Raw genomic sequence first — 16,785 nt, 5'->3', positions numbered from 1 at the left:
CGGAGCCCGTCCTGGCCTTCCTTCTGCCGGACGACACCGATTCGTACTCCCGGAAGTAGTGACATACCGCTTGGTATGTGAGCAGAATCAGCGCACTCTTACCGCCGCGTAGCGCCCACCGGGAGGACGCCGTGCTGAGCACGATGCAGGACGTACCGCTGACTGTGACCCGCATCCTGACCCATGGGATGACCATTCACGGGAAGTCGCAGGTGACGACCTGGACCGGCGAGCCGGAGCCGCACCGGCGCAGTTTCGCCGACATCGGGGCCCGCGCCTCACAACTCGCGCACGCCCTGCGTGACGAGCTGGGTGTCGACGGCGACCAGCGAGTCGCGACCCTCATGTGGAACAACGCCGAGCACGTCGAGGCGTATCTGGCGATCCCCTCGATGGGCGCCGTGCTGCACACCCTGAACCTGCGGCTTCCGGCCGAGCAGCTGGTCTGGATCGTCAACCACGCCGACGACAAGGTCGTCCTCGCCAACGGTTCGCTGCTGCCGCTGCTCGCACCGCTGCTCCCCCACCTGCCCTCCGTCGAGCACGTGGTCGTGTCAGGCCCCGGCGACCGCTCCGTACTCGACGGCCTGGCGCCCACGGTGCACGAGTACGAGGAACTGATCGCCGGCCGTCCCACCTCCTACGCCTGGCCCGAGCTGGACGAACGCCAGGCGGCGGCCATGTGCTACACCTCCGGGACCACGGGGGACCCCAAGGGCGTCGTCTACTCCCACCGCTCCATCTACCTGCACTCCATGCAGGTCAACATGGCCGAGTCGATGGGGCTGACCGACAAGGACACGACGCTGGTCGTCGTGCCCCAGTTCCATGTGAACGCATGGGGGCTGCCGCACGCGACGTTCATGACCGGCGTCAACATGCTGATGCCCGACCGTTTCCTGCAGCCGGCCCCGCTCGCCGAGATGATCGAGCGGGAGCGTCCGACGCACGCCGCGGCCGTCCCCACCATCTGGCAGGGGCTGCTCGCCGAGGTCACCGCCAAGCCGCGTGACCTCTCCTCCATGGCCAGCGTCACCATCGGCGGCGCCGCCTGTCCGCCTTCCCTGATGGAGGCGTACGACAAGCTCGGCGTGCGCCTCTGCCACGCCTGGGGCATGACGGAGACGTCGCCGCTGGGCACCATGTCCAACCCGCCCGCCGGACTGACCGACGAGCAGGAGTGGCCCTATCGCATCACCCAGGGCCGGTTCCCGGCCGGTGTGGAGGCGCGTCTGGTCGGCCCCGGGGGCGAACACCTGCCGTGGGACGGCGAGTCCGCGGGCGAGCTGGAGGTGCGGGGCGCCTGGATCGCCGGCGCGTACTACGGCGGTGCGGACGGCGAGGACCTGCGGCCCGAGGACAAGTTCAGCGAGGACGGCTGGCTGAAGACCGGCGACGTCGGAGTGATCAGCACGGACGGGTACCTCACACTCACCGACCGGGCCAAGGACGTCATCAAGTCCGGTGGCGAGTGGATCTCCAGCGTCGACCTGGAGAACGCCCTCATGGCCCACCCGGACGTGGCCGAGGCCGCGGTCGTCGCGGTGCCCGACGAGAAGTGGGGCGAGCGGCCCCTCGCGACGGTCGTCCTCAAGGAGGGCGCCACCGCCGACTACGCGGCGCTCAGGACCTTCCTCGCCCGGTCCGTCGCCAAGTGGCAGCTGCCCGAACGCTGGACGATCATCCCGGCGGTGCCGAAGACGAGCGTGGGCAAGTTCGACAAGAAGGTGATCCGCAGGCAGTACGCCGACGGGGAGCTGGACATCACCCAGCTCTGAGCCGGCGGCCCGGCGCCACGACGCACGACGAGGGCGGTACGGATCTTCCCGTACCGCCCTCGTCGTGCGTCGTGGTGTGTGCCGCGTGGCACCGCGCTGCCCGCGTCGTGTGCGTCGGAGGACGGACGGCGTCAGTTCGTCCCTATCTTCGCCAGCAGGTCCACGATCCGTGCCTGCACCTCGTCGCTCGTGGAGCGCTCGGCGAGGAAGAGCACCGTCTCACCGGAGGTGAGCCTCGGCAGGTCCGCCTCCTCCATGCCGGCCGAGGTGTAGACGACCAGCGGCGTGTGGTTCAGGGCGCCGTTCGCGCGGAGCCAGTCGATGATCCCGGCACGTCGGCGGCGTACCTGCATCAGGTCCATCACCACCAGGTTCGGCCGCATCCGGGTGGCGAGGTCGACCGCCTCGCTGTCGCCCGACGCCCGGGCGACCTGCATGCCGCGGCGCTCCAGCGTCTCCGTGAGCGCCAGCGCGATCTCCTCGTGCTCCTCGATGACCAGGACCCTCGGCGGGTGCTGGTCGCTGTCGCGCGGGGCGAGCGCCTTGAGCAGCACGGCCGGGTCGGCGCCGTACGCCGCTTCCCTGGTCGCCTGCCCCAGACCGGCCGTCACCAGCACCGGGACCTCCGCGGCCACGGCCGCCTGACGCAGTGACTGCAGCGCGGTGCGGGTGATCGGCCCGGTCAGAGGGTCGACGAACAGGGCGGCGGGGAACGCCGCGATCTGCGCGTCGACCTCCTCCCGGGAGTGCACGATCACCGGACGGTAGCCGCGGTCGCTGAGCGCCTGCTGGGTGGAGACGTCCGGGGCGGGCCACACGAGAAGCCGGCGCGGGTTGTCCAGCGGCTCCGGGGGCAGTTCGTCGTCCGCGGGCTGCGGCTGCGGGCGGTTGGCCACCTCGACGGCGCCACCGGGGCCGTCCAGCGGCTCCGGTCCCTCAGCGCCCTCGTCGGGGGCCCCGATCGCGTACGCGCGCCCCTCGGAAGCGGGCGCGGACATGAGACGGCCGGTGCCGGAACCCTGCACGGTGCTGCCCTGCGCGCCGACGGGCTGCGGCGGAACAGGTGCCGGGGCGGGCTGGGGCGGCACGGGGGCCATGGCGGGCGGGGCCGGCCGCTCGGCGTCGGGCGGAGCGGCGAGCTTGCGGCGCCGCCCGGCACCGCCGAGCGTCTGGTTCTGCTGATGCGCGAGGTGCTGCGCGAAGGGCACGCCCTGCCCCAGCGTCCGCACGCTGAACGCACGGCCCTGCGTCGAATCCGGGGAAGCCTCCATGGGGGCCTCGGCGGGCAGCGGCTGGCGCCGCGCGTCCGGGACGGGCGCGGGGGCGTCGTCGTCGGCCGGGTGAGTTTCGGGTTGCGGCGCGGGCACGGGAGCGGCGGGGGCGGCGATGGTTCCCGTGGTGTGCGTGGTGCTGCCGGGAACCGCCCAGGGCTCGTCACCTGCCGGGTCCACGTCGTCCTCGTGCCCCGACGCGAGGGCACCCGGCACCGGGGCGCCGTCCTGCGCCCAGTCGGGCTGCGGGGGAACGGCGGGCAGCGGCTGCCCGGGAACGGGGTGGCCCGGCCGGGCCACCCGCTCCGGAGCCTCCGCGGGCCGTGCCCTCCGGCGGCCGGACGGCGCGGGGTGCGGCAGTGGCGGGGTGTGGTCCGCCTCCGGAGCGGTGCGTACGGCGTCGTGGCGCTCGGGCAGCGGGCCGTCCCCGGCCGGGGCCTGCTCAGCACTCGAAGGGACCGGCTGCGGCCTGGCCGCGGGCACCGGCCCAGGGGCGGGCGAGGCCGGGGCGGCGACGGCGGCGGGCGGTGCCACGACGGGCGAGCCGGGAGCCGTCGGCGGGATCCGGTCCGCCGCGGCGGGCGGCAGGGCGAACGCGGTACGAGGACCCGAGGGCTCGGCGGCGGTGGCGCGTTCCTGCGCGGCGGCGAGGGCCCGGCGGGCCCGCCGCCCTGCGGGCTGCTGTCCCTGCGGCTCCGGGCGTGGATGTTCCTGCCCCGGGGTCCCGGCAGAGGGGAGGGCGGGCAGTGCGGGCTGGGCCCCGCCCTGACGTCCTGTCCGGCCGGAGGGGTTCTGCGGGACGCCCTGGGGCGGCACCGTCGGTCCGAGCTGCGGTCGGCCGGCACCTCCCTGCGCGCCCTCGGCCGCCGTGACCACGGACCCCTCGGAGGGGGCGGAGGCAGCCGCCGGGAGAGCCAGCGCCTGGCGGGGCTGCTCGGCCGGGGGCTCCGCACCCGCCTCCGCAGGGCTGGGCCGGCCGCGCCTGCGACCGGAACCCTCACTCGGCCGATGCGCGGTCATGCCGTGTTCCTGGTCCTGCTGCTCCTGCGGGTCCGCCGACCCACGACGCGCCCTGCGTCGGCCGGTCGGCTCCGCGGCCGCCGTGTCACCGGACTCCGGGGCCGCCGCCCCTCCGTCGGCCGGGCTGTCCAGGAACGCGTCCGTCGAAGCCCTGCGCGCCCGGCGCCGGCCGCCCTGCGTGGGCTGCGGCGCGGGCTCGGGTACGGGTGTCTCCTGTTGCACCGGGAGCGGCTCGGGCGTGATGGTCCCGGCACCCGTGCCGAGCGGCACCTCGAGGACGTACGCGCTGCCGCTCATCCCCGGCATCTCGTGCGTCTGCAGCACACCGCCGTGCGCGCGGACGATGCCGCGCACGATCGGCACGTGCACCGGGTCGCCCCCGGCGAACGGCCCGCGCACCTCGATGCGTACGACCTCACCGCGCTGCGCCGCGGCCACGACGACCGTGGAGTCGACGTAACCGCCGCCCGGCACCTGCCGGGCCTTGCCCGTCGAGTCGACACCGGCCACGTCGGCGACGAGGTGCGCGAGGGCCGTGACCAGCCGGCCGGCGTCGACCTCGGCCTCGATCGGCGGCGCGTGCACCGCGAACTGGGCTCGTCCGGGACCGATCAGCTCGACCGCCCCGTCGATGCCCGCGGTCACCACGGCGTCGAGCAGCACCGTCTGCTTGACGAGTTCCTCCGTGCCGGTGTCCAGCCGCTGGTAGCTCAGCACGTTGTCGACGAGCGTGGTCATGCGCGCGTAGCCGGCGGCGAGGTGGTGCAGGATCTGGTTGGCCTCGGGCCAGAGCTGGCCGGCCGGGTCCGCCGCCAGGGCCGAGAGTTCGCCCCGCAGCTCCTCCAGCGGCCCGCGCAGGGACTCGCCCAGCACGGCCGTCAGTTGGGTGTGCCGGTCGCCGAGGCTCGCGAGACGCTCCGCCTGCTCCTCCAGTTCGGAGGCGTACCGCTCGGTCCGGTCGGCGGCCTCGGCGGCGTGCTGCTCGGTGAGCGCCTCGACTTCGGCCCGGTGCTTCCCGGTGAGCTCGGCGATCTCGGCCGCATGCCGTTCGGTGAGGCCGGAGACCTCGTCGGTGTGCCGTTCGGTCAGCCCGGAGACCTCGTCGGTGTGCTGCTGGGCCAGCTCCTCGTAGGGCCTGCGGTCGGTGAACGTCATGACGGCGCCGACCAGCTGGTCCCCGTCCCGCACCGGGGCGGTCGTCAGGTCCACCGGCACCTGGGCACCGCTCTTGGACCAGAGGACCTGGCCGCGCACCCGGTGCTTGCGGCCGGACCTGAGGGTGTCGGCGAGCGGCGACTCGTCGTACGGGAACGGGCCGCCCTCCGCACGCGAGTGCAGGATCAGCGGGTGGAGTTCCTGGCCGCCGAGGTCGCTGGCGCGGAAGCCGAGGATCTGGGCGGCGGCGGGATTGACCAGGACGACCCTGCCGTCCGTGTCCGTGCCCACGACGCCTTCGGAGGCGGCCCGCAGGATCATTTCCGTCTGCCGCTGCGAACGGGCCAGTTCGGCCTCGGTGTCGACGGTGCCGGAGAGGTCCCGGACGACGAGCATGAGCAGCTCGTCACCGGTGTAGCTGGAGTGGATGTCGTTGTAGCCGGCCTGGCCGCTGTCCAAGGGGGCGCTGGTGACCTCGACGGGGTACTCGGTGCCGTCGGTCCGGCGCGCGGTCATCCGCGTCGGCTTGGTCCTGCCCTGCTCGTCCACAGCGTCGGGCCTCCGCATCGACCCCGGGATCAGCCTGGAGTCGAACTCCGGAAGCAGATCGAGCAGTCCGCGCCCCACGAGCGCGGTGCCCGGGGTCTCGAACATCTCGAGGGCGATGGTGTTGGCGTTGACGACCGTGCCGTTGCAGTTGACGAGCAGGAGCCCGTCCGGGAGGGCGTCGAGTATGGCTGCGAGGCGAGCAGCGCCTCGGGATGGCCTGCTGCTCACGAGACGCTTCCTCCCTGAATACCGCACCTTGCCGACAGCGGGCCCCATCCTGCCCCTCGGGCCTCAGGCTGTCACTGGACGAGTCTAAAGGCAGGAGCGCGCGACGGGCGGCGGATGAGGGGGAGCTCTCACCAAGGTTCTGTGCACACGGTGTACGCCGGTGGTCCGTGGTGTGACCGTGAGCGCCCCCTCTGACGTGCCCCGATGTGCTCGGAGGAGAGTCGGTACTCCGCCCCAACCAACCCTGGAACGTGCGCCCGAGGCCCTCAGGCGGCGGCGTGCGCGCGCCCCTGCGCGCGCCGTCCACCCCGGCCGAACTCCCGGCGCACGCCCCGCCGAACCGGCTACCGCGCGGAGGGCAGCACCGGCACGAGGTTGTTCCAGCGCGCGATCTCGCAGCCGTTGGCCCGGCTGAAGCGCGCGTCGACGTCCTCCCCCTGCCAGATGCCCTGTACCCGGGCCGCGGCGGGCCCGCCGGCCTGCTGGGTGCACATGGCGTTGCGGTCCGTGGCCACGAACGGGTTGTCCCCCGCCTCCGCGGCCTCGTCCAGCAGGTCGCAGGCGTGCTGCGCGTCGGGGTGGCTGCCGCCCGCCGGGCCGCACTCCAGCTCGAAGACCCCGTCGGCCGACGGATCGCCGGACTGCGAGACCGTGACCGTCAGCCGGGTCTCCGTGTCCTGCGCCGTCGGCCAGTCGCCCTGGAGCAGGGGGAGCGGAGGCAGCGGTACAAGAGGGGAGGCGGTGGCGGCGGGCACGACGGCGGACAGCGCGGCGAGGGACACGACGGCGGTGAGGGCGATACGGCGCAGCATGCGGGCTCCTGTTGCTCCGGCGCGCCGTGGAGCGCGCCTGCCTGCTCGGGCGGAGCGCCGGGTGGTGGCGCCCGCCGGGCACACGGGGGGTGACGGACGGAGGGCGGAGCCCTCGTACTCTCTAACGCTCCTTACGCCCGCACGTTGCGCAACTCATGGGGGGCCGACCGGAAGAGGCGCCCCGGAGAACCCGACCGGCCGCCCGGGCGATGTGGCCGGGCACGAGAGGACCTCACGCGGTACGACGAGGATCTCGCCTCGCCGGGGAGCGGGAGGGGGATGCTGATGGGGCTACGAGGGATGCCAGGCGTGACCGGGCGACGAGGGGTGCCATGCCGTGACCGGGCCACGAGGGGGACCGCCGGCCGGCAGAGTCCCGCTGACCCGGGTGGACAACCGCCGCAGGGCGCTTTGCCTCGCCGCCCACCTGCCTAGTACCGTGGGCGGCGATTGGTGACACCGCGCTCGTCTGTGTCATCATCTGCACGCACCACCCGCGCTCGCGTGGGGTGTGCTGGAGGCGTCGCCTAGTCCGGTCTATGGCGCCGCACTGCTAATGCGGTTTGGGTCTTAAAGCCCATCGAGGGTTCAAATCCCTCCGCCTCCGCAGAACCCGAAGCCCCGTGCCCCAGGCACGGGGCTTCGGTCGTCCCCACGTCTGGAAACCTGCCTCAAAAGAGCGTTTCCGCAGTTCAGGGCGGGTGCGGCTAATGGATTTCGCGTCACGGCGCAGGTCATGTAATGTTGTTCTCGCAACGCCGACCGGGGAGAAAAAAACCGGAAAGCGGGACCGAGGCTCAGGCCGAGGACAGGCACTCGTAGCTTAACGGATAGAGCATCTGACTACGGATCAGAAGGTTGCAGGTTCGAATCCTGCCGAGTGCACAGCAGGCCAGAGGCCCTCAGGAGAGATCCTGGGGGCCTCTGTCGTGTGTCGGGGCCGGTTGTGTCTCGACGGCTGTGGGGCGTGGATGAGTTGGGGCCGGTGGCACAAGGCCTGTTCCGTGGCCGGGGCCCGAGTCGGCGCCCCGGCTCCGCGGTGGCCCGGTCCGGATGTCAGGCCGATTCGTGGACGGCCTGGGTCGTCCCGGACCCGTCCCGAGTGAGGCGGCGGCCCCGGGTCGGCATCCCCAGCATCGGGTTGACGACGCCCCAGGCCGCGCCCTTGCAGACCAGTTCCTTGTAGAGGGCGGCGAACCGTCCGGTCAGCGCCGCCCGGACGGAGCGGTCGTCCGCGGTGACGTACTGGATCAGGCCGTCCCTGCGGCCCAGCGAGATGCACTGGTTGAAGTAGCGGAGCGGCATGGCCGGGAGCTTTCCGCCGGTCAGGCGTGCGGCGATGGAGTCGGCGGCCTGCCAGGCGGAGGGGGTGCCCGAGGCGCACGACATCCGCAGCGGTTTGTCGCCGGGGCCCATGGCCATGGCCGCGTCTCCGATGGCGTAGACGTCGGGGTGCGAGACCGAGCGCATGGTTCCGTCGACCACGATCTGGCCTGTGCCGTTGACCTCCAGGGTGGTGGCCTCGGCGATCGGGTGGACCGCGAAGCCGGTCGTCCACACGGTGACGGCGGCCGGGACGGAGACGCCGTCGGCGGTGGTGACGTGGTCGGCTTCCACGCCGGTGACGGCGGTGTTCTCGTGCACGGTGATGCCGAGCCCGGCGCAGACCTTCCGCACGTGCGCGCGGCCCTTGGGCGAGAGCCAGTCGCCGAGCGTGCCGCGGGCGGCGAGGGCGACGTCGAGGTCGGGGCGGGCCTCGGCGATCTCGGTCGCCGCCTCCAGTCCGGTGAGGCCGCCGCCCACGACGACCACGGGCGCTCCGGAATCCAGGCCGGCCAGGCGTTCGCGCAGCCGCAGTGCTCCGGGGCGGCCGGCGATGTCGTGGGCGTGCTCGGCGGTGCCGGGAACGCCCTGGGTGTTCCAGCCGCTGCCGAGGGCGTACACGAGGCTGTCGTATGTCAGCTCCTGCGCACCGTGCGCGTCGGTGACGGTGACGGTCCTGGTGTCGACGTCGATGCCGGTGACCTTCGCGAGCCTCAGTTCGACGCCGGTGCCGGCGAACATCTCGCTGAAGGGCCGGGGGCGGAGGTCCTGGCCTGCCGCCAGCTGGTGCATCCGGACCCGCTCGACGAAGTCGGGCTCGGCGTTGACGAGGGTGATGGCGACGTCATCGGCGTGCAGTCGCCGGGCCAGGCGGCCGGCGGCGACGGCTCCGGTGTATCCGGCTCCGAGAACGATGATGCGGTGCTGCATGTCCCTGCTCCTGTCTGACGCGGGTTCGCCCCTTGAACCGGGCAGCCCTCCGTTTCCTGACAGGACCGTCGTGTGAAGCACCTCACAGTGGCGGTGCCGCCGGGCCGGCCGCGTCGCGTGCCCACCTCGCGCGTCGGTCAGAAGAGGACGTGCAGGGGCTCCCCGTGATCCGAGGCCGCCCATCGCCGGGTAGCGCGTTCGAGCTTGTCCGGGTTGACCTGGCTGCGGAGGCCGGAGACGCCGTCGGTTCCGATTTCCATGCATACGACCGCGATGACCCGGCCGTCGAGGACAGCCACGAAGGCGGGGGCGTTGTTGGCCGTCGTGGCGAAGACCTCCGGGGAGCCGCCCGTCAGGGCGCGCTTGGCCGGACCGGGCTTGAACAGGCCCCGCAGGAACTTCGCGACGGCGAGGGCACCCTCGACGGTCCTGGCGCGTGCCGGGATCTTCCCACCTCCGTCGCCGATCGCGACGGCGTCGTCGGTGAGCAGCCGGACGAGGGGTTCGGTCCGGCCGCTGGTGGCAGCCGCGAGGAACTCCTCGACGATGCGCCGGGCGGCGGCCTCGTCGACCTCGGTCCGTGCCTTGCCTTCCGCGACGTGCTTCTTGGCGCGGTGGAAGATCTGCTGGCTGGCGGACTCGGTGATGTCGAGGATCTCCGCGATCCTCCGGTGCGGGTAGCCGAAGGCCTCACGCAGCACGTACACCACCCGCTCGTTGGGGGCCAGGCGTTCCATGAGGGCGAGGACGGCGTACGAGACGGATTCGCGCTGTTCGGCGGTGTCCGCGGGGCCGAGCATCGGGTCCCCGGCGAGCAGCGGCTCGGGGAGCCACTGGCCCACGTAGGTCTCGCGCCGTGCGCGGGCGGAGGTGAGCTGGTTCAGGCACAGGTTGGTCAGGACCTTGGTCAGCCAGGCCTCGGGGACCTCGATGCGGTCGATGTCCGCGGACTGCCAGCGCAGGAAGGTGTCCTGCACCGCGTCCTCGGCATCGCTCGCGGAGCCGAGGAGGCGATAGGCGATGGCTTCCAGGCGGGGCATGGAGGCCTTGAACCGGTCCATGTCGTTCATGGTCAGAGCCATGGCCCGGATCCTAGCCCTCGGGGCGCACGACCGGCCGAGGACCGAGAGGGCGGCGCGACGGCGGAGCGCTTCGGGCAAGGGCAGTCCCGCGCCGGCGGCTCACAGCCGACAGCCGACCGGTCACGGGCGGGCCAGGGTGTCAGCGTGCGTACGAGCCGAGGCCGATCAGGCAGTACACGTACTCGTTCACGGTCGCCCCGTTGAGGGTGTAGCGGTACGAGAAGGCGTACTGCGTATCGGAGTTGGCGTCACACCTGCTCATGTCCGACGTGAAGGGGATCGTCTGGATCACCTGGTAGTGGGCGTCGGTGGCCGAGCAGGAGACCTCGTCGACGCCGCTGACCTCCTGGGCGGTCGTGGAATCCGGCAAGGTCCCGTTCAGGCAGGTGCCGGACTCGTACGGGTCGGGGGCTTCCTCCCCGGTGTCGTACGGGTCCTCCGCGAACGGGTCCTCGGTGGAGGTGTCTTCAGGCTCTTCGGTCTCTTCGGACTCGTCGCCGTCGTAGGTCGTCTCCGAGGTGCTGGGGTCCTCGGTGTAGGTGTCCTCGGTCTCCTCGGCGTACGGGTCCTCGGTCGAGGGGTCGTACGTCGACGAGGAGGCCGGGGCGCCGTCGGAGGAGTTCTTGTCCTCGGCCCCGAGGACGCCCAGCATCACCACGAACCCGATCACGGCGGCGATACCGAGGAGCGCCGCCCAGGGGAAGCTGTCCGACGAACCGCTGCCGGTGACGCGGATGCGCAGCAGCACCTCCTGTTCGCCGACCCGGGCCCGGACGAGATCGCCGTCCTGGGAGGGCGGGATGCGGATGCGGGTGGTGCCGGTCGGCAGGGGGACGGTGACGATGTCGCCGTCGGCGGCCTGCCGTGACGTGAGCGAGAGTGGAATCTCCGTGGAGGACACGCGGTCAGTGTGGACCGGCACCGGCCCGAGTGGAGGCTTTTTCTAGAAACTTGCTCTAGAAACACATGGTGACGACGCGATTCCAACGTGTTCCCGGGCAGAGGGATGGCGAGCCCGCGTCGCACGGTGGCCGGAGCGGAGGCGTGGATCCGGCCGGGACGCCCGGTTCGCTAGGGTCGTCCCGGCCTTACCTCAGGGGTGCGGCCGCTGCCGCGAGAGCCGGGAGGGGCGTGATGAGCAACTGGCGGTGTACCGGGCTGCGCTGGCCCGACGGCGAGCCCGTCCTCGGCTGGGCGCGGGGCGACGGGTCCGGGCAGCGGCGGGCGAGCGTCCTGGCCTACGGGAAGGAGCTCGGCTTCCGGGCCGAGGGTGAGCGGCACTGCGTGGGGGCGCGTGGAAACCCGTGCCCGGTCCGGGCCGTGGTGCCCGTACGGAGCACGGGCGCGCGGTGTCCGGAGTGCGCGCGGCTGGACCGTGCGCACTCGGTGGCCGCCGACACCATCGCCGACGACCCGCGGACGTACCGCGTCTATCTGGCCTGGTTCGGGCCGGGCATGCTCAAGGTCGGGATCACCGGAGAGGCGCGGGGCGCCGCGCGGCTGCGGGAGCAGGGGGCCGTGGTGTTCAGCTGGCTGGGGCGTGGCCCGCTGATGGCGGCGCGGCGTACTGAGGAGTTGCTGCGCTCTGCGCTCGGGGTGCCCGACCGGATCCCGTACGCGCGCAAACGCGCGGTTCGGGGCGACCTGCCGGGGCCGTCGGAGCGGGCGGCCGAGATCGAAGGGCTGTACCGGCTGGCCGGGGCCCTGGAGGGCGCGGGGTGGCCGGAGGCTCTGGAGAGGCTTCCGTTCGAGGCGGTCGACCATGCCGGGGTGTTCGGCCTCGGCGGTGCGGGGGCCGCGGCGCGGGTGGTCACCGGGCTGGCGGACGGCGGAGTGGTGGCCGGGCGGCTGGTGACGGCGGCCGGTCCCGACCTGCATCTGGAGACCGTGGACGAGGGGATCGTCGTGCTGGACACGCGGCTCGTCACCGGCTGGGACCTGGTGGGGGCCGACGCGCGGGCCGGGATGAGCGTGCCGGTCGTGGCGCTCGGGGGCGGTGGAGTGCAGGACGGGCTGTTCTGAGATCGTCGCCGGGGAACGGGAACGGGAACCGACGCGCACGAGGCGTATGAGGCAGGGGTGGGGCGGATGGACAGCGACGACCGTGACCGTGACGACGTCGTCCGGTTCTGGCAGAGGCTCGGGCTGCCGGGCATCATCGACGTCCACACGCACTTCATGCCGGAGCGGGTACTCAGCAAGGTGTGGGCCTACTTCGACTCGGCCGGCCCGCTGACCGGGCTGGAGTGGCCGATCACCTACCGGCGGGACGAGGACGAGCGCCTCGCGCTGCTCCGCTCGTTCGGGGTGCTCCGGTTCACCTCGATGCTCTACCCGCACAAGGCCGGGATGGCAGCCTGGCTCAACGGGTGGGCGGCCGGATTCGCGGCGCGGGTGCCGGACTGCCTGCACACCGCGACCTTCTTCCCGGAGGACGGTGCGGAGACCTATGTGCGTGAGGCGGTCGAGGCCGGGGCGCGCGTCTTCAAGTCGCACCTCCAGGTCGGGGGTTACGACCCCAACGATCCGTTGCTCGAGCCCGTGTGGGGGCTGCTGGCGGAGGCCGGGGTCCCGGTGGTGACGCACTGCGGGTCCGGCCCGGCCCCCGGCAGGTACACCGGTCCGGAGCCGATCGGCCGGCTGCTGGCCCGCCACCCCCGGCTGAAGCTGGTGGTGGCGCACATGGGGATGCCGGAGTACGCGGAGTTCCTGGCGCTGGCGGAGGCGTACCCCGGCGTGCGGCTCGACACGACCATGGCGTTCACGGACTTCACCGAGGACCTCACACCGTTCCCCGCGGACGAGATCAAGCGCCTCGGCGATCTGGAGGACCGGATCCTCCTCGGCACGGACTTCCCGAACATCCCGTACCCGTACGTCCATCAGCTGCACGCCCTGGAACGGCTGGGGCTGGGGGACGCGTGGCTGCGGGCGGTGTGCCACGGGAACGCGAGCGAGCTCTTCGGCTGACACCCGTCCGGGCGGTCCCACCGCCAGGGCTTGACCTCAAGTCTGGTCGAGGTCTCAGGGCGATGCGCATGGACATCGAACCCGTGTACACGGCAGACACGGCAGACACGGCAGACACGGCAGACACCGAAACCGTGGACCTCGCAGCCGTCGCTTCGACGCGATCGGAGGTCTACCACGCGCCGGAGGGCGAAACGGAGGGCGCTCCGCTCCACGTCGTGACGAAGCAGGGTGACGGGAGGTGGCTGCTGCACGTGTGCCGAACACCGAAGTGCGGGTTGCATAGAAGCGCGGGACGACCGATGACTTTCCGCACGTCACACAGTCCGGAAGGGCAGGGCGTACGTCTCCCCGCCCGAGAGAGAGAAGTGGTGCGCGATGAGGTTGGTGCTGCAGGAGTTCCTGTCACTGGACGGTGTTTCCCAGGGGCCCGGTTCCCCGGACGAGGACACCAGCGACGATTTCGTCCGGGGCGGCTGGTTCGTGCCGCACCTGGACGAGGCGTTCGACCGGGTGGCCACCACCTGGCTGAGCGGGGCCGACGCGTTCCTGTTCGGCCGTCGTACGTACGAGAACTTCGCCCGGGACTGGCCGCGGATGACCGACCATCCGAACGCCCGCATCCTGAACGACTCGCCGAAATACGTCGCCTCCCGGAGCCTGACCCGTGCGGAGTGGGAGCCGGCCACCATCCTGTCCGGTGACGTCCCCGCCCAGGTCGCCGAGCTGAAGCGGAGGCCCGGCCGTGAGCTCCAGATCCACGGCAGCGCCCGGCTGGGCCGGTCCCTGCTGGCCGCAGGGCTGATCGACGAGCTGCGGCTGGCGATCGCCCCGGTGGTGGTGGGCGGCGGACGGCGGCTGTTCCCGGACGGCGGTGCCTCGGCCGGGCTGCGCCTGCTGCACAGCGAGACGACTCCGAGCGGTATCGCGGTGCACGTCTACGAGCCGACGGGACGGCCTGACTTCGGGACGTACGGGGCCGACGCGTAGCCGCCCCACCGGGCTGCACGGATCCGTCGCCGGGTGCGGCCCCTCACCCGGCGACGGGTCACCCAGGGGCGGTCCGCCCGGGAGCGGAGGGCCCGCGGTGTGTTTCTCAGGAAATTCACAGGTAGCCGAAAGCTGTCTCTCACGGCCGTCTCACAGGCTTGAGCCATGACGACGACCTCGCCCCAGGGGCGTACAGAACTGCTCAGACCGGACCGCAGCCCCGTTCGCGTGCTGGTCGTGGACGATGAGGCTCCGCTCGCCGAGCTGCTCTCCATGGCCCTGCGCTACGAGGGGTGGGAGGTGCGCAGCGCGGGTGATGGTGCGGGTGCCGTCCGTACCGCGCGTGACTTCCGGCCCGACGCGGTGATCCTCGACGTGATGCTCCCCGACATGGACGGGCTCGCCGTGCTCGGCCGGCTGCGGCGCGAACTCTCCGACGTGCCGGTGCTGTTCCTGACCGCGCGTGACGCGGTGGAGGACCGGATCGCCGGGCTCACGGCGGGCGGCGACGACTACGTCACCAAGCCGTTCAGCCTGGAGGAGGTCGTGGCACGGTTGCGCGGGCTGATACGCCGGTCCGGCACGGCTTCGGTGCGCAGCGAGTCGACGCTCGTCGTCGGTGACCTCGTCCTGGACGAGGACAGCCACGAGGTGAGCAGGGGTGACGACTCGATCCACCTCACCGCGACCGAGTTCGAGCTGCTGCGCTTCCTGATGCGCAATCCGCGCCGGGTGCTCAGCAAGGCGCAGATCCTCGACAGGGTCTGGAACTACGACTTCGGCGGCCAGGCCAACGTCGTCGAGCTGTACATCTCCTACCTGCGCAAGAAGATCGACGCGGGGCGCACCCCGATGATCCACACCCGGCGCGGGGCGGGATACCTGATCAAGCCCGGTGACTAGCCGCGTGAGCAGGAAGAGGACGCGTCGCCCCTGGACGCTCCGGACCCGGCTCGTCGTGTACGCCGTGACACTCATCGCGGTCGTCGCGGCGGTGATCGGTTCGGTCACCGCGATCGCCTTCCACGAATACATGTACGGGAAGCTGGACGGGCAGCTGCACGACATCGCGATGCGGGCCGAGGCGCGTCCGCCCGTCGGCGACAAGCCCGTCCCGGGCGGTCTCGGGAATGAGGATCCGCTGGACTTCATCGGAATCGGCCAGCCCTTCAAGACGGTCGGTGCCGTGTCCGTCGGCGGTTCCGTCACCGATTCGAAGTACCTGAAGGACGGTGGGCCGGGCGCGCAGGAGAGCGCGGAATCCCTGACCGCCGAGCAGAAGAAGGCCCTGCAGACCGCGCAGGTCACGGTGGGCGACGAGCCGCGTGACGTCGAGCTGCCCGGGCTGGGTGGCTACCGCGTCGAGGCGGTCCACGCCCCCGCCGGCACGACCGTCCTCGTCGGCATTCCCACGGCGGAGGTGGACAAGGCCGTCACCACCCTGATCCTCGTCGAGGTCTGTGTCACGGGGGCCGGGCTCATCGCCGCGGGGATCGCCGGTGCCGCGATGGTCGGCGTGGCTCTGCGCCCGCTGCGCAGGGTGGCGGCCACCGCGACCCGGGTCTCCGAAATTCCGCTGCACAGCGGGGAAGTAGACCTCTTCGAGCGGGTCCCGGAGGCCGAGGCCGATCCGCGTACCGAGGTCGGCCAGGTCGGCGCGGCCCTCAACCGGATGCTGGGCCACGTCGGTTCGGCACTGGACGCGCGGCAGAAGAGCGAGACACGGGTGCGCCAGTTCGTGGCGGACGCCAGCCACGAGCTGCGCACGCCGCTGGCCTCGATCCGCGGTTACGCCGAACTGACCCGGCGCGGAGGTGAGATGACCGGCCCCGACACCCGCCATGCCCTCGGTCGCATCGAGTCCGAGGCCGAGCGGATGACGGGCATGGTCGAGGACCTGCTGCTCCTGGCACGACTCGACGCGGGCCGGCCGCTCTCGTACGAGTGCACCGATCTCTCGCCGCTCGTCATCGACGCGGTGAGCGACGCCCGTGTGGCGGACCGCGACCCCGGCGGATCGTCCGGGGCGGTCCACCACTGGCGGCTGGAACTGCCCGAGGTGCCGGCGACCGTGCTCGCCGACCCGACCAGGATCCAGCAGGTGCTGGTCAACCTCCTGGCGAACGCCCGGACGCACACGCCGCCGGGGACCACCGTCACGGTCCGCGTGCGGCAGGCGCGCGGGGAGCTGCCCTGGGTCACCCTGGAGGTCCAGGACAACGGTCCCGGGATCCCTGCCGAGCTGCAGCCACGCGTCTTCGAACGGTTCGCCCGCGGTGACGCCTCGCGTTCCCGGCACGCCGGATCGACGGGGCTCGGCCTCGCCATCGTGCAGGCCGTCGCGGCCGCGCACGGCGGTCTGGCCGAGGTGCGGTCGGTGCCCGGCGACACGGTGTTCGCCGTCCACCTGCCGGCGGCCGCGGCGCACGGGCAGGTGACGGACGGCAGCACGGCCGGTGCCGCTGCGTCGCCGTGGGGGGACGGCGCCACGGCCGGTGCCGCTGCCGCGCCGTGGACGGGCGGTCCCGTCGTCGGCGGGCCGTCCGAGCTGTTGTCGAACGGCTTCGGCAGCGGGCCTGTGAGCGGGGAGAACGGTGCGGATGTCAGCCCCGTGCGGCACTCACAGGCGGACCACAGGCTCAGCACACGGATGTGACAGCGCGGTTGGCGAGTGTCG

Annotated in this window: 11 protein-coding genes and 2 tRNA genes; 8 read left to right on the top strand and 5 right to left on the bottom strand. The window is 72.3% G+C overall.

The genetic code is table 11. The annotated features are described in order from the left end of the window. Positions 1 to 131 precede the first annotated feature (131 nt). Positions 132 to 1,778, top strand: a complete 1,647-nt coding sequence (locus LWJ43_RS15850; RefSeq protein ID WP_277332889.1) for a long-chain fatty acid--CoA ligase — start codon at positions 132 to 134, stop codon at positions 1,776 to 1,778. A 131-nt stretch (positions 1,779 to 1,909) separates the two neighbouring features. Here the strand turns inward: LWJ43_RS15850 and LWJ43_RS15845 are convergent, their stop codons facing one another. Further along, positions 1,910 to 6,001, bottom strand: a complete 4,092-nt coding sequence (locus LWJ43_RS15845; RefSeq protein ID WP_277332888.1) for a response regulator — start codon at positions 5,999 to 6,001, stop codon at positions 1,910 to 1,912. A gap of 344 nt (positions 6,002 to 6,345) precedes the next feature. Then, positions 6,346 to 6,813, bottom strand: a complete 468-nt coding sequence (locus tag LWJ43_RS15840; RefSeq protein WP_277332887.1) for an SSI family serine proteinase inhibitor — start codon at positions 6,811 to 6,813, stop codon at positions 6,346 to 6,348. Between the two features lie 516 nt (positions 6,814 to 7,329). Between LWJ43_RS15840 and LWJ43_RS15835 the strand changes: the two genes are divergently transcribed. After that, positions 7,330 to 7,420 (top strand) — tRNA-Ser (locus tag LWJ43_RS15835). Positions 7,421 to 7,625: 205 nt separating this feature from the next. Next, positions 7,626 to 7,698: transfer RNA gene (locus LWJ43_RS15830), tRNA-Arg, on the top strand. A 171-nt stretch (positions 7,699 to 7,869) separates the two neighbouring features. Here LWJ43_RS15830 and LWJ43_RS15825 read toward each other — a convergent pair. The 3 genes from LWJ43_RS15825 to LWJ43_RS15815 form a co-directional block, all read right to left on the bottom strand. Then, positions 7,870 to 9,066 (bottom strand): NAD(P)/FAD-dependent oxidoreductase, encoded by a 1,197-nt coding sequence (locus LWJ43_RS15825; RefSeq protein ID WP_277332886.1) that lies wholly within the window; start codon positions 9,064 to 9,066, stop codon positions 7,870 to 7,872. A 137-nt stretch (positions 9,067 to 9,203) separates the two neighbouring features. Next, on the bottom strand, positions 9,204 to 10,148 hold the full coding sequence (gene sigJ, locus LWJ43_RS15820) for an RNA polymerase sigma factor SigJ (RefSeq protein ID WP_277332885.1): 945 nt from the start codon (positions 10,146 to 10,148) through the stop codon (positions 9,204 to 9,206). A gap of 139 nt (positions 10,149 to 10,287) precedes the next feature. Next, positions 10,288 to 11,049, bottom strand: coding sequence for an LppU/SCO3897 family protein (locus LWJ43_RS15815; protein WP_277332884.1), 762 nt, complete (start codon positions 11,047 to 11,049; stop codon positions 10,288 to 10,290). A 233-nt stretch (positions 11,050 to 11,282) separates the two neighbouring features. On the opposite strand from LWJ43_RS15815, the gene LWJ43_RS15810 reads away from it, so the two are divergent. The 5 genes from LWJ43_RS15810 (at position 11,283) to LWJ43_RS15790 (ending at position 16,764) form a co-directional block, all read left to right on the top strand. Beyond that, on the top strand, positions 11,283 to 12,170 hold the full coding sequence (locus LWJ43_RS15810) for a DUF2797 domain-containing protein (RefSeq protein WP_277332883.1): 888 nt from the start codon (positions 11,283 to 11,285) through the stop codon (positions 12,168 to 12,170). 66 nt (positions 12,171 to 12,236) lie between these two features. After that, on the top strand, positions 12,237 to 13,118 hold the full coding sequence (locus LWJ43_RS15805; protein WP_277332882.1) for an amidohydrolase family protein: 882 nt from the start codon (positions 12,237 to 12,239) through the stop codon (positions 13,116 to 13,118). A gap of 378 nt (positions 13,119 to 13,496) precedes the next feature. Next, complete coding sequence (locus tag LWJ43_RS15800; protein ID WP_277332881.1) at positions 13,497 to 14,108, top strand: dihydrofolate reductase family protein; 612 nt, start codon at positions 13,497 to 13,499, stop codon at positions 14,106 to 14,108. Positions 14,109 to 14,273: 165 nt separating this feature from the next. Beyond that, entirely contained in the window at positions 14,274 to 15,011 is a 738-nt protein-coding gene (locus LWJ43_RS15795; RefSeq protein WP_277332880.1) for a response regulator transcription factor, read from the top strand. 4 nt (positions 15,012 to 15,015) lie between these two features. After that, positions 15,016 to 16,764 carry a sensor histidine kinase gene (locus tag LWJ43_RS15790; protein ID WP_277332879.1) on the top strand — a complete coding sequence of 583 codons (1,749 nt, stop codon included), beginning with the start codon at positions 15,016 to 15,018 and terminating at the stop codon, positions 16,762 to 16,764. The last annotated feature ends 21 nt before the right edge of the window (positions 16,765 to 16,785 follow it).

It is taken from the genome of Streptomyces sp. JH34, from assembly GCF_029428875.1.
In the GTDB taxonomy this organism is placed as follows: domain Bacteria; phylum Actinomycetota; class Actinomycetes; order Streptomycetales; family Streptomycetaceae; genus Streptomyces.
Note: the sequence above shows the minus strand (reverse complement) of the source record. Positions and strands in the feature narration are given on the sequence as shown.